Annotated in this window: 14 protein-coding genes; 5 read left to right on the forward strand and 9 right to left on the reverse strand. The window is 48.2% G+C overall.

Annotated features, from left to right (window positions below; translation table 11 throughout):
- Positions 1-41 precede the first annotated feature (41 nt).
- The 3 genes from ACSTTG_RS12050 to kduD are packed head-to-tail and all read right to left on the reverse strand — an operon-like array spanning position 42 to position 1,680.
- Entirely contained in the window at positions 42-362 is a 321-nt protein-coding gene (locus tag ACSTTG_RS12050) for a cupin domain-containing protein (protein WP_438474974.1), read from the reverse strand.
- A complete protein-coding gene (locus tag ACSTTG_RS12055) occupies positions 332-895 on the reverse strand; it encodes a YgjV family protein (RefSeq protein WP_438474975.1) in 564 nt (187 codons plus the stop codon). Before ACSTTG_RS12055 ends, ACSTTG_RS12050 begins: the two co-directional genes overlap by 31 nt.
- A 23-nt stretch (positions 896-918) precedes the next feature.
- Positions 919-1,680 (reverse strand): 2-dehydro-3-deoxy-D-gluconate 5-dehydrogenase KduD, encoded by a 762-nt coding sequence (gene kduD / locus ACSTTG_RS12060; protein ID WP_438456884.1) that lies wholly within the window; start codon positions 1,678-1,680, stop codon positions 919-921.
- Between the two features lie 257 nt (positions 1,681-1,937).
- Between kduD and kdgR the strand changes: the two genes are divergently transcribed.
- From kdgR to ACSTTG_RS12075, 3 genes are all read left to right on the forward strand, one after another.
- Positions 1,938-2,723, forward strand: a complete 786-nt coding sequence (gene kdgR, locus ACSTTG_RS12065; protein WP_438456883.1) for a DNA-binding transcriptional regulator KdgR — start codon at positions 1,938-1,940, stop codon at positions 2,721-2,723.
- Positions 2,724-2,813: 90 nt separating this feature from the next.
- Positions 2,814-4,682, forward strand: a complete 1,869-nt coding sequence (locus tag ACSTTG_RS12070) for a DUF294 nucleotidyltransferase-like domain-containing protein (protein WP_438474976.1) — start codon at positions 2,814-2,816, stop codon at positions 4,680-4,682.
- 3 nt (positions 4,683-4,685) lie between these two features.
- Positions 4,686-5,396 carry a 3'-5' exonuclease gene (locus ACSTTG_RS12075; RefSeq protein WP_438456881.1) on the forward strand — a complete coding sequence of 237 codons (711 nt, stop codon included), beginning with the start codon at positions 4,686-4,688 and terminating at the stop codon, positions 5,394-5,396.
- Here ACSTTG_RS12075 and ACSTTG_RS12080 read toward each other — a convergent pair.
- Positions 5,389-5,796 carry an ACT domain-containing protein gene (locus tag ACSTTG_RS12080; RefSeq protein WP_438474977.1) on the reverse strand — a complete coding sequence of 136 codons (408 nt, stop codon included), beginning with the start codon at positions 5,794-5,796 and terminating at the stop codon, positions 5,389-5,391. The genes ACSTTG_RS12075 and ACSTTG_RS12080 overlap by 8 nt on opposite strands.
- Before the next feature lie 234 nt (positions 5,797-6,030).
- Here ACSTTG_RS12080 and ACSTTG_RS12085 point away from each other — a divergent pair, with 234 nt between their 5' ends.
- Positions 6,031-6,525 (forward strand): DUF6515 family protein, encoded by a 495-nt coding sequence (locus ACSTTG_RS12085; RefSeq protein WP_438456879.1) that lies wholly within the window; start codon positions 6,031-6,033, stop codon positions 6,523-6,525.
- Between the two features lie 151 nt (positions 6,526-6,676).
- Here ACSTTG_RS12085 and nrdG read toward each other — a convergent pair whose 3' ends face one another.
- Both nrdG and nrdD read right to left on the reverse strand, forming a co-directional pair.
- Positions 6,677-7,144: an anaerobic ribonucleoside-triphosphate reductase-activating protein gene (gene nrdG / locus ACSTTG_RS12090; RefSeq protein WP_438474978.1), complete on the reverse strand. Its 468-nt coding sequence runs from the start codon at positions 7,142-7,144 to the stop codon at positions 6,677-6,679.
- Positions 7,145-7,309: 165 nt separating this feature from the next.
- The gene (gene nrdD / locus ACSTTG_RS12095) at positions 7,310-9,430 is read right to left on the reverse strand and encodes an anaerobic ribonucleoside-triphosphate reductase (protein ID WP_438456877.1); all 2,121 of its coding nucleotides are present in this window, start codon (positions 9,428-9,430) and stop codon (positions 7,310-7,312) included.
- Between the two features lie 294 nt (positions 9,431-9,724).
- Here nrdD and ACSTTG_RS12100 point away from each other — a divergent pair, with 294 nt between their 5' ends.
- A complete protein-coding gene (locus ACSTTG_RS12100; protein WP_438474979.1) occupies positions 9,725-10,627 on the forward strand; it encodes an endonuclease/exonuclease/phosphatase family protein in 903 nt (300 codons plus the stop codon).
- Between the two features lie 68 nt (positions 10,628-10,695).
- Here ACSTTG_RS12100 and azu read toward each other — a convergent pair whose 3' ends face one another.
- From azu to ACSTTG_RS12115, 3 genes are all read right to left on the reverse strand, one after another.
- The gene (gene azu, locus ACSTTG_RS12105; RefSeq protein ID WP_438474980.1) at positions 10,696-11,145 is read right to left on the reverse strand and encodes an azurin; all 450 of its coding nucleotides are present in this window, start codon (positions 11,143-11,145) and stop codon (positions 10,696-10,698) included.
- 246 nt (positions 11,146-11,391) lie between these two features.
- Positions 11,392-11,862, reverse strand: coding sequence for a 2TM domain-containing protein (locus ACSTTG_RS12110; protein WP_438474981.1), 471 nt, complete (start codon positions 11,860-11,862; stop codon positions 11,392-11,394).
- Between the two features lie 154 nt (positions 11,863-12,016).
- The gene (locus tag ACSTTG_RS12115) at positions 12,017-12,553 is read right to left on the reverse strand and encodes a DUF924 family protein (RefSeq protein WP_438474982.1); all 537 of its coding nucleotides are present in this window, start codon (positions 12,551-12,553) and stop codon (positions 12,017-12,019) included.
- Positions 12,554-12,716 lie beyond the last annotated feature (163 nt).

Consider the following 12,716-nt stretch of genomic DNA (forward strand, 5'->3'; position numbering starts at 1 on the left):
TCTATACTCCCGCGGATTCCCGCAAATTTGTTTAAATTTGGTTAGATAAAGTCTTTACGCATTGGCGTAAAGTTATCGATAAGTACGCCAGCTTCTAGGCATACGCAGCCATGTTCGATGTTTGGCTCTTTGTACATAGTGTCACCCGCTTCAACAACCTTGGTTTGGTCGCCGATAGTGAACTCAAACTTACCTGAAAGCACGTAAGTCAATTGCTCATGTGGATGAGTATGCATTGCGCCAACCGCGCCAGTTTCAAAGTGCACCTCAACGGCCATCATGTTGTCGTTGTGGGCCAAAACTTTGCGTGAAATACCTTCGCCTAAGTCTTCTAGTGCGATGTCTTTGCTGTGTACAAACATGGTTGAGAAATCTCTTGAATATTGGTCAGCATCTGCGCTTTACGCTGGTCTTGTAGCAGTCTGAACATGGTCATCAAGTTCACGCTAATCAAGGACAACTCAAGCAAGGTGCCACCAATAGATCCTACAATAATATTATTGATCAGCCAGCAACCTGCGCCAATCAAAAAGCCTATTCTCATTGCGATTCCTTTGAGGCAGAACACAGTATAGGTTCCGATCGCTGCCCCAAGGATTGGCCAGATGTCGTGAATAGAGTCCATTAAGTAGATCCCACTCACGACACTGATGGCAATGAAGCCTGCTGCGGCAAATAGGGACGATACATAGATCGACGTGGCGGTGCGCAGCGCTGACAGCGCAGAGCTTGCCACTGAGACCAGTGAGCCGAGCAAAAAGTAGTGAACGAGATGATTAATGTGGAATACCATCATCAGGACTTTAAGCTTCTTATCATCTTTCTGATAGAAGGTGTAAATGCCCATAAACAGACTGATAAACCCTAGGATTTGTGCCAAATACTCACGATCCATAATCATCTCTCACAAATGTTCAATTAGCGTGATAGCCAGCCGCCATCAACCGCTACTGTGTAGCCATTGATGTAGTCAGAAGCTGCAGATGCTAGGAAAACACATGGACCTGCTAGGTCTTCTGGCTTACCCCAACGCGCTGCTGGAATACGGTCTAGGATCTCTTTGTTACGCTGCTCGTCTGCGCGTAGTGCGGCCGTGTTGTTGGTCGCCATGTAGCCTGGTGCAATCGCGTTTACGTTGATGCCGTGGCTTGCCCACTCGTTCGCCATTAGACGAGTCACACCCATTACACCACTCTTTGAGGCCGTGTAAGAAGGAACGCGGATACCGCCTTGGAAAGATAGCATTGACGCGATGTTGATGATCTTGCCGCCTTCGCCTTGCGCAATCATCTGCTTAGCCACTGCTTGAGACATGAAGAACAGTGATTTCACGTTGATGTTCATTACATCGTCCCAGTCTTGCTCTGAGAAATCGATCGCGTCGTTACGACGAATGATACCTGCATTGTTAACTAGGATATCGATGCGACCAAGCTCAGTCACCGCACGGTCAACAATTGAAGGAATATCGTCAAGCTTCATTAGGTTGGCACGGATATCGACAAACTTACGACCCGTTGCTTCGATTTTTTCTTTTGTTTCTGTTGGCTCAGTAATGTTCACGCCAACGATGTCACAACCAGCGTTTGCCAGACCCAGTGCCATACCTTGACCAAGACCTGTATCACAACCAGTTACGATTGCTACTTTACCTGCTAGGTTAAATGAATCAAGAATCATGTTCGTTCCTCAGAAAGCCGTTATTTGATGTTTATGTTTGATGGTCATCCATCCTGTGAAACCGAATGTACCAATTTTTAAAACGTCATTTCAATTTATTTTAAAACACTCTTTCAAAAAAGTTGACGTAGATCGTCTTTTTGTATGACAAGTGCATTTTAGGGTTTCAAATTTTTAAAAAGCTTTTTTAAAATTAGTGGAATCAACACCGCCCCTTGATATAATGCGGGCCAAGCAGAGCTAACAAAGGTTTAAACATGGAAAAATCAACGCAGCCGGAAGCCGTTTCTTCGGTGCTCAAGGTCTTTAACATCTTGCAAGCGTTAAGTGAGCAAAAGGAAATTGGGGTTTCTGAACTATCACAGCGTCTAATGATGTCGAAAGCGACCACCTATCGCTTTCTACAAACGATGAAAACATTAGGCTATGTCTCTCAAGATGGTGAGGCGGATAAGTACTCTCTGACGCTACGCTTGTTCGAGCTTGGCGCGAAATCGCTAGAGTATGTTGACCTTATTGAGTTGGCAGACAAAGAGATGAAAGTGATTGCAGAGCAAACCAATGAAGCTTTGCACTTGGGCGCTTTGGATGATGATGCGATCATCTATATCCACAAAATCGATTCCAACTATAACCTGCGCATGCAGTCACGCGTTGGTCGCCGCAACCCACTTTACACTACGGCGATTGGTAAAGTGCTGCTGGCCGAGCGTGAAGAAGACTTTGTACGCGACACCCTTTCTCGTATCGATTTTGTCAAAAGTACCGACCGTACTCATGAGAATGCTGATCAACTACTGGCCGAGCTTGAAATCGTTCGCGAACAGCATTACGGAGAGGACAATGAGGAGCAAGAGCCAGGCCTTCGCTGTCTCGCCGCCCCTATCTATGATCGCTTTGGTAGCGTAATTGCCGGTGTATCTATCTCATTCCCGACCATTCGTTTTGATGAGAAACGCATGTCTTACTACATCGGCTTGCTGCACAAAGCGGGTCGCAATATCTCTGAGAAACTGGGTTACAAAAACTACCCAGTACAGTAGAGACTGATACCAAGTGTACAAGCAGCATTCGGTGCTGCTTTTTTTACCACTATTTTTCTATATGAAACAGTGTTTTAATTTGGAGTTCTAATGGGTTCATCTGTCACACCAAACATTCGCGACTTTCTCAACCGCCTCGACCCCTTCGATAAACTGCCAAGTGATATCGTGGAATCGCTCTCCAACGCTGTAGTGGTAAAGTACCTAGCAGAAGGGGAAACCATCACCTTTAGCTCCCTGTGCACCAAGCGTTATCTGTATATCATCCGTACTGGCGCTATTGAGCAGCGAACCCAGAGTGGTCAGCTACGTGCTCGCTTGGGCGCCGATGATCAATTTGGCTTTACCTTTCTTGAGCCTCTAAAGAAAACCGAAGATGGCTACCAAGCCCAAGCAATCGAGGACTCACTACTGTATCTGATCCCGCACCAAGTATTGGTGCGTGTCTGCGAGCAACATCCTGAGTTTGCCGACTTCTTCGCCGCAGCAGCCAACGTCCGCTTAAGCTCTGCGGTAAACAGCGCTGTGCGCAAAGAAGACAAGAGCCTATTTTTTCGTCAAATTGGAGAAGTGGCAAGCCACAATATAGCCATTGTAGACAGTCAAGAGTCGATCAAATCAGTGGCTAAAATCATGTGTGGTAAGCAGCGTAGTTCGTGCGCAGTGGTGATGCACGATAACGAGATTGTCGGTATGGTCACCGACCGTGATATGACCCGCAATGTGATTGCCGCCGAGATCCCGACCACGGCACCAATTGCCGAGGTAATGAATGCCTCACCAATCCTGGTCAATGCCGAGGATAAGGTCATTCAGGCGATCTCTTTGATGCTGCAATACAACGTTCGCTGCCTTCCGGTGCTAAAAAACGGCAAAGTGTCAGGGCTATTAACCACCACTCACCTGGTGCACAACCATAAGACTCAATCGCTGTTCTTGATTGAAAAAATCAAGTATGCCGACTCCCTCGATGCCTTAGTCGCGCTAAAAGAAGAGAAACAAACCATCTTCCAGGCCCTGGTAGAGAGTGGCATTAGTGCCGAAATCCAAGGGCAGGTAATGTCGATGATCATGGACGCCTTTACCCGCCGCTTGATTCACCTTACTGAAGAGTTACTTGGCCCTCCCCCGTGTGACTATGCATGGATGGTCGCCGGCTCTCACGCGCGCAACGAAGTCCACATGCTATCGGACCAAGATAGCGCTATCGTGCTGGCCAGAGAGGTCAGCTCTGATGAGCAGATGTACTTTACCCACCTTGCGATGCGTGTTTGCAATGGGCTTGCCGCCTGTGGCTACCCATTGTGTGATGGTAAATATATGGCTGCCTCTGCCAAGTGGTGCCAGCCCATCTCGCGTTGGAAAGAGTACTACCAGAAATGGGTCTTGAGTCCAGAATACAACCGCCTACTGAGCATCAGTGTGTTTTTGGAGGTTCGAGCCATCCATGGTAATAGTGAGCTGGTTGAGCACATTCAAAGCTATATGCATGAGTGTATTCATAAAAACCCACGTTTTATTGCGGCGTTAACCCGCGATGCGATTGAGACTCAGCCACCACTCGGGATCTTTAATAGCCTGGTACTGGAAAAAGAAGGCAAGAACAGTAATACCCTCAACATCAAAAAGTTTGCGCTTAACTTAATCATCGACCTAGCACGTATCTTTAGTCTCTCAGCCGGTGGCTCCATCACCGGGACTGAAGAACGCTTTCGCTACGCCGCTGAGCAAGGTACGCTTTCTCATGAGGGCTGTGAAAACATTATCGGTGCGTTTCGTTTTATTACCCATGTCCGGTTTCGCCATCAGCTCAGCGCAATCTTGGCAGGCAACGAGCCCAATAACCATATCAGCCCAGACCAGTTCAGTAGCTTTGAGCGTAAGCACTTAAAAGAAGCGTTTAAGATCATCAGCGAGCTGCAAGATGCAGCAAAACTCAAGTTTGTAAAGGGGAGCTAAGCGATGTTTAAACGTTGGTTCACCAAGCTCAAGCCACCTTGTCAGGAAAAGCGCCGTCTCGCGACGACGATTCAGCCAAAATGGAGTCACGCGCTCACCGATTACCTGCAAACCTCGCAGCCATTGTTGGGTGAAGAACTCAATCAGCAACAGTTCGTTGCGTTAGATTTTGAGACGACTGGGTTAGATCCAAGCCGCGATCAGATTTTATCGATTGGTCTTGTGCATCTCACCACCAGCGAGATCGATCTCGCCAGTAGCGCAGAGTGCTACCTAAGCCATGGTCAATTTGTAAAGCATGAGAGCGCGCAAGTTAATGAGATCACGGCAAACCAACTCAAAGACGGCCTGCCTGCCGTTGAGGCGCTTGATTGGTTGCTAGAGCAGATTAGAGGCAAGGTGGTGATCGCTCACTGCGCCACCATCGAGCGCGATTTCCTTCACGCACTCCTTGATCATGCTTTCGGGCTAGATGCCCTACCCTGCCACTTTATCGATACTATCGAGCTCGAAAAGCGCCACAGCTATGCGGGTCGTACTCGCTCGCATGCCAGCTATCAGCTTAATGATCTGCGCCAGCACTACCATCTGCCGGACTACAACGCCCACTCCGCTGCCAGTGATGCCTTGGCTTGTGCTGAGCTGTTTATGGTGCAACTGAGCAAGTTCAAACTCAAAACCAACACCAAACTTGCTGAGGTTACCCTTAACTAACCGCATCTTTGGACAAGGCGCTGAGCAAGGCCAAAGCCTTGTGCGCCTTGGCTTTGGGCACAAACACATGGTCGTGGTAATACGCGGCAATCACGTTAGCACTGATGCCATGCTCGGCAAGCACCGATGCTACGGCCGCTGTCAATCCAACTGCCGCAAGGCTCGAGTGAACGGTTAAGGTAATGCGCTTAAATACACCCTGATAAGCGAGCTGGGCGCTATCGGCTTCAGACTGGCTCAACACCCAAGTGATACCCTCTGTTTCCCTAAAAGTCGCTAGCGGCTGGATATCAGCCTCGACTTCAGTTTGACTCTCTAACACACAGAAAACATAGTCCTCACCCCCGAGTTCAGGCTGTAAACTGGACAATAGTTGCTTGAGATCGATTTCTCCACTCATTGAAAGTTCCTTTTTATCATTTTGTTTAATGCGTTTGCTTTGAAAGCGGCCACCGAGCTAGATTTACGTGAAAAGCGTTCTATGCCGGTGGTGTATTAACCAAAATTGGTTAGAGGATTGCTCATTCGCTGCAACTGCACTGATGATAATTTACTCAACTTTACCTAACCTTGCACCACTTGACACTGTAAGTGTTAGATTACCGACTACGAAACATAACCGGAGTTACTCCTAATGACACATTCCATCACTAAGCGATTTATTGTGGCGGGCGTGCTACTGATGACCGTTTCTACCCCTATCTTGGCCAAACAGCCACCGGTGGTGAAACAAAAGCCCAAAGCGAAGAGCGTGATTGTGATCAAGCCATCACACAAACCCGTGAAGAAAGTGCCGGTGCACCGCTCCTACCACCGTAAGAGCTTACCTAAAACTGCCACCTTTGTAGTGATTGCGGGGATTTCCTACGCGGTGATCAACAATGCGTATTACAAGCGCAGTAACGACACCTATGTCTACGTCGAACAACCACCAGTTTCAGCGCCAGCCCAAGCAACAACAAGCTCAATGTCGGTAAATACTTCTAATCACGGAAAAATCGTTGATGTACTGCCTGCGAATGTGACCACAGTAACGGTTGAGGGAGCTACCTTCTACGTACTAGGCAGCGACTGGTACGCGCCTATCGCCGGCACCAATCAATTTGTGATAGTCGAACCACAGTTCTAAACACCGAAAAAAGGTGGGCGAGGTTCGGGGACGGGCTTCGCCCTACAGGTGCGAGGGGTTCATCTGGTTGAATGGAGCGACATAACTATTAACTTTCCAACCAACCACTCGCCACTCGAAGCGAAGCGTCCTCGCTCCTCGATCCTGTATTTTACAATGTAAATGTGTGGATAATTTGGTTACTTGAGCCTCGCCAATCTAGGCTTGGATCGGCTTTTTCTTGCTCAAATTTTCCGTCAATCAGGGTATCGATAAACGGCAGCACCTGCTGTTGGTGCTCATCCAGCTCATCAAGTTCGTAGCCTGTCCAAACCCAGATATCTTTGTCTGGACATTCGCTCTTCACACGTTTAACGATGCGCAAGATATCGTTGATATTGGCCGGATGAAGTGGATCGCCACCAGAGAGTGACAAACCGCGGCGCTTGATACGCTCGTCTTTGAGATCAGCAATAATCTGGTCTTCAGCCTGCTGGGTAAATGGCACGCCAGAATTGAGGCTTTGCGTCGACTGGTTGTAACACCCACGACACTGATGAACACAGCCCGAAACAAACAAGGTGCAACGCGTACCCGGTCCATTGACCACATCAATTGGATAATATTGGTGATAATTCATTTCGTTACCATTTACTGCATCGGTTGGGGATAAGGTTAGCTCGATAAGACAGAGCTATGAGGCGGTAGCAGAAACAACACCGACCTCACGCGAGGCCGGTATTTTGCTTATTTCTTAGCCACAAGGCAACCGTTTTTGTCTAAATAATCGCTAGACTAATTTCGCTTACAGGTGCTTAACGCGACGCTTCACTTCTTCTTGCTTACCGAAGTTAAACGGGCGAGCATCTGGGCTACCTAGGTAGCCACATACGCGGCGCGTAACCGACACCTTGGTCGAGTCGTGGTTGCCACATTTTGGACAAGTGAAGCCCTTACTGGTGGTATCAAACTCACCGTTAAAGCCACACTCGTAGCACTCATCGATTGGCGTGTTGGTGCCGTAGTAAGGAACGCGTGAATAGCTGTAATCCCACACATTCTCTAGCGCTTCGATGTTCTTCTGCATGTTCGGGAACTCACCGTAGCAGATAAAGCCACCGCTTGAGATCTCTGGGTACGGCATCTCGAAGTCGATCTTGTCGTACGGGTTCACCTTCTTCTGCACATCAAGGTGGAAGCTGTTAGTGTAGTAACCCTTGTCTGTTACGCCGTCAATCACACCAAACTCTTTGGTGTCGATGCGGCAGAAACGGCTACATAGGTTCTCACTTGGCGTGCCGTACAGGCTAAATGCATAGCCAGTCTCTTCTGCCCACGTGCTCACTGCGGCTTTCAGGTGCTTGATGATCTTCAGGCCTTCTTCACGCATGGCTTGGTCATCGTACATGTGTACTTCTGTGCCCATCAGCGCGGTAATCGTCTCATGGATACCGATGTAACCTAGAGAAATCGATGCACGACCGTTTTTGAAGATTTCAGCGATCGAGTCGTTGGCGTTTAGACGCACACCACAAGCCCCTTCCATGTAAAGGATCGGTGCAACACGAGCCTTAACATTCTCAAGGCGCGTGATACGAGTCTCAAGAGCACGACGAGCCACCACCAACTTCTCATCCAGTAGTTGGTAGAACTTCTCAACACTACCTTGTGCTTGCAGAGCAATACGTGGCAAGTTCAGACTCACAACACCAAGGTTGTTACGACCTTCATGAACCAGTTCACCATTCTCTTCGAAGGTGTTTAAGAAGCTACGACAACCCATTGGCGTCTTGAACGAGCCCGTTACCTCAACCACTTTGTCGTAGTTTAGGATATCTGGGTACATGCGCTTAGAAGCACACTCGAGCGCCAGTTGCTTGATATCGTAGTTAGCATCTGCTGGCTTGTGGTTAAGACCGTCTTTGATTGCAAACACAAGCTTAGGGAAAACCGCGGTTTTCTTGTTTTTGCCCAGACCGGCAATACGGTTTTTCAAGATCGATTGCTGGATCAGGCGTGACTCCCAAGTGGTCCCTAGGCCAAAACCAAAGGTCACAAATGGTGTCTGACCGTTTGCCGTGTGCAGAGTGTTTACTTCGTATTCCAGAGATTGGAAGGCGTCGTAACACTCTTTCTCGGTACGTGCGCTGGCAAACGCTTGTGGATCAGGGATTTCCCACTCTTGAGCCACCTTTAGGTGCTTGTCGTAGCTGGTTTTTACATACGGAGCCAGCACTTCATCGATGCGGTTAATCGTCGTGCCGCCATAGATATGGCTCGCTACCTGAGCGATGATCTGCGCAGTGACAGCCGTGGCGGTTGAGATCGACTTCGGCGTATCAATTTCTGCATTACCCATCTTAAAGCCACGCGTTAGCATGCCTTTTAGGTCGATCAACATACAGTTGAACATTGGGAAGAAGGGTGCGTAATCAAGATCGTGGTAGTGGATATCACCCACTTCGTGAGCGTTCACAACGTCGCGTGGCAAAATGTGAGTCTTGGCATAGTGCTTAGCCACGATGCCCGCTAAAAGATCACGCTGCGTTGGGATAACCTTACCGTCTTTGTTGGCGTTTTCGTTGATAAGATCCAGATTGCTCTCCTCGATCAAACCCTCGATCTCACGCGTAAGCACACTCTGCTTTTCGCGCGCGATATCACGATCGTGACGGTACTCGATGTATGAGCGCGCAAGTTCCTTGTAAGGGCCCTGCATCAACTCATTTTCAACTAGGGTTTGGATATCGTGAATGTTTACTTCTTCGCAATCCTCCAGCTTCAATTCAACCGCTAATGCGACATTGAGTGCATAGATAGCAAGCTCTTTGTTGCTGTGTTCTGCCGCGCTCTCTACTGCTGCTTGGATGCGATCACGGCAAAATGGTGCACGTGAGCCATCACGCTTGATTACGATAGGATTCACCTTCTCTCCTTACCCCAGCATACTCACAGAGTTATCCACAAATACACTATATAGGGTGCTTTATTATTCGACTGACACTACATATTGTGGGCGTATTTAACGAAATGCACTACCCAAAAGTATTGACCTAGATCAATAAAAACCGACTGCTGTTCAGTTTTGTGGCGATAATTTTAACCCACTCTCGTTATGTGTAGAAACAATGAAATTTAAAAAAAACCATCAAATAGTCGTTGATCTTTTCAGAGTCCTGCTAGGATAAGGGCTTACGTTTTTATTACGGCTGTAATGTTTATGAAGAAATGGCTCCTTACAGGTCTCACTTTGCTCATTAGCCTGCTTACCAGTGTACAAACTTATGCAACTGATGGCTATTTTCCACTCAAAATCGTGTCGTGGAACATTGAGTGGCTGAGTAGTGAACAGGATCATTCTGTGCCACAAGCGCGGCGCAACAGTGACGATTTTGCAGCCCTTCGCCGCTATTTTGAGATCATGTCACCCGATGTCCTCGCCTTCCAAGAGATCAATGATCTTAAGGCGATCCAAAAAATCGTCGGGAGCAACTATGCGATCGTTCTCTCAGACCGAGCGAATGCGGGCAATCGCAATCATCAGTTCAAAGACCTCAATCAATACACAGGCTTTGCTATCAAAAAGCGCCTTGCCTTCGAGAATGTTACGGATGTTCGTCTGAGCAATAGACGTAACAGCAAACTGCGCTTTGGCGCTTATATCGTGCTTGCTCCTGATAGTGAGCAGCCACTCCACCTACTGTCAGTGCACCTCAAGGCTGGGTGTAGCGGGGCTTTTCGTGACAACAGCAACTGTCAGCAGCTTAAGCAACAGGGGCAAGTGCTAGCGGACTGGATAGCTGAGCGTGAGAAAGCTGGCCAGCATTACGTTATTGCAGGAGACTTTAACCATAACCTTGCCTACCCTAATGATTGGCTGTGGCAAACCTTGACCCAAAGCGGTCAACTTGAGCTTGCCACAGCCAAGACGAGTGCTAAATGTAAGGTTCGCTCAAATCGCGATCCCAACCGCCTCCACCAGTTTCGTTCACTGATTGATCACATTATTGTCAGCGAACCGTTGAGCGCCAGCAAGGTCAGACAAAATATCTACTCGTCACGCGATGTGCTCGACTATCATCTCAGTGACCACTGCCCCGTTATTGCCAATATAGACGGGTAAGATCAAACGAGCCGAGATTGCTCTCGGCTCTGTCATGTATTGGCACGATTACGTTTTCGCAGAAAGGGTTATTGGAAAACAAACGCACCCTTCATGATCGCCCAGTGGCCAGGGAAGGAACAGAAGAAGCTGTAGTCACCCCCTGCTTCCATTTCAGCGGTACTGAATGTGATCGTGGTACTCTCGCCACCACCGATCACCTTAGTATGCGCATACACCCGAGCATCCCCTGGCGGCACATATTGATTGTCGAGCCCTGCCTGCATACCCGCGGTGCCAACCGCTTGCAGATTGGCGGTGTCCGTGATCACCACATTGTGTCCCATCGTCTGCGCTGGCAGCTTACCCGTGTGGTTAAGGGTCAAGGTCACCTCTTCACAGCTTGCAGGCACAGTAATCGTGTCGGTTGAGAACTGCATCATATCGTTAGAGTCGATGGTGACCTCACACTCCGCAGCATGGACTGAAAAACTCATACCAAGAGCCAACAAGCCCCCGGTGGTTAATTTTGTAAGCATTAGCATTCTCCGTTTATTAATAGAAGGTACACTGCGTTGCGAGGTTCGGGTTTCACTTCGTTCCGGGGAGCGAGTAATTGATCACGAGGTTCTAATCTCTCACACACCAAAGCCCTCAACCTGTCGCCGTACCTCTAACTTTTATTTTCCTTTCATTTATAACATGCTAAACCCAAGTTGGATCACCTGCCATCGTTTGTAATTGCGTTCTGTGCGTCAACGCTAATTGCTCACATAATCGAAGTGCTATAGTTTTCGGCCTAGGCGGCGTTCAATCTGTTTTTTCTCCCATTTAGCGCCGAGCGGGTCAAACAGCTCATAGGCATTGATGCCATGATTGATGATACCTACCCCCCAACCCAATGCTGGCCACCATGCCCAAATGTAGCCGGCATAGGTAACGTAATTGATGATGAATAGTGTTGTGATCACCAATAGGTAAGTGAACAGGTGAGAGTAAAAACCTTTTATTGCTCTGACTTGATCAATGATGGTCTGCTCTTGCTCGGTGGGATTGGCGTCTTTGTTGCTCATTGTTGGCTCCTGCTGAAGTTCAGCGACTGTGGTTTCAAATACAGCAGCCAAGGACTTCAGTGACTCTAGACTGGGCTTTTGACCTCGCTCAATCCGTTGTATCGTGCGAATACTCAACCCACTGAGTTGAGACAACTGATCTTGAGACCAACCTCGTTGTAGCCTTAACTTTCTGATAATCATCTTGCCATCCTTTAGCTGTTTTCCCGTCCAACGTACTGCAGAAATCTCCCACCACGGAACGTCATCACCCTGACACCAAGGTGACAGTTCAATATATTCAATAAGTTAACGCTACACCATCACCAAACCCTTCTCTACAACGACGAGACAAAAGTTAGAAGCCAGACTTAGGCTGCTTGAGAAATTCAAGCTCTTGTGGGGTGGATTCACGACCTAGAATGGAATTTCGGTGCGGATAACGACCGAACCTGTCGATGATGGCCTTGTGCTCGAACTCAAAGCTCAGGCTCTCGGGGTTATCTAGTCGCTCATACAGCGCCACAGCTTGAGTATGGATCAACATCGATTCACTATGCATATAAGGCAGGTAGACGAAGCGGCGCTGCACTGGGTCTAATTCAAGATCTTGTCCTTTTTCCACCATTCTCTGGGCAAGAGCCAGCGCGAGCGAGTCGCTGGCAAAAGCCTGTGGCGTATCACGGAAAATATTCCGCGAGAACTGATCGAGTATGATAATTTCAGCCAGACTGCCTTGCGCGATAGGACGCCAAGTATAGAGCTCGCCAGCCATCGCTTGTTGGTGTAAATGCCCAAACCGCTTTTCTACCAAGCGATCAAACTGAGAGTCTTTTTGCCACCACTGGCGTGGTTCAATGTCTGAAAACCAGAACTGAATAATCTCTTGGTACATGTGCGCTCCTCTTCTTGGCCTCTCGTTAGAGTGTAAGACAAAGATCGTTAGAGCCACCTATTGCTCAATAATTAGTGGTAGGTCACTTTTCGCATGAGGCCTCTTCCATGAGGGATATTCGTCCCTGTTACCTAGCATGACTCGTCGTTAGCGAGAAATTGAG

This window comes from Vibrio glycogenivorans, assembly GCF_051660965.1.
In the GTDB taxonomy this organism is placed as follows: domain Bacteria; phylum Pseudomonadota; class Gammaproteobacteria; order Enterobacterales; family Vibrionaceae; genus Vibrio.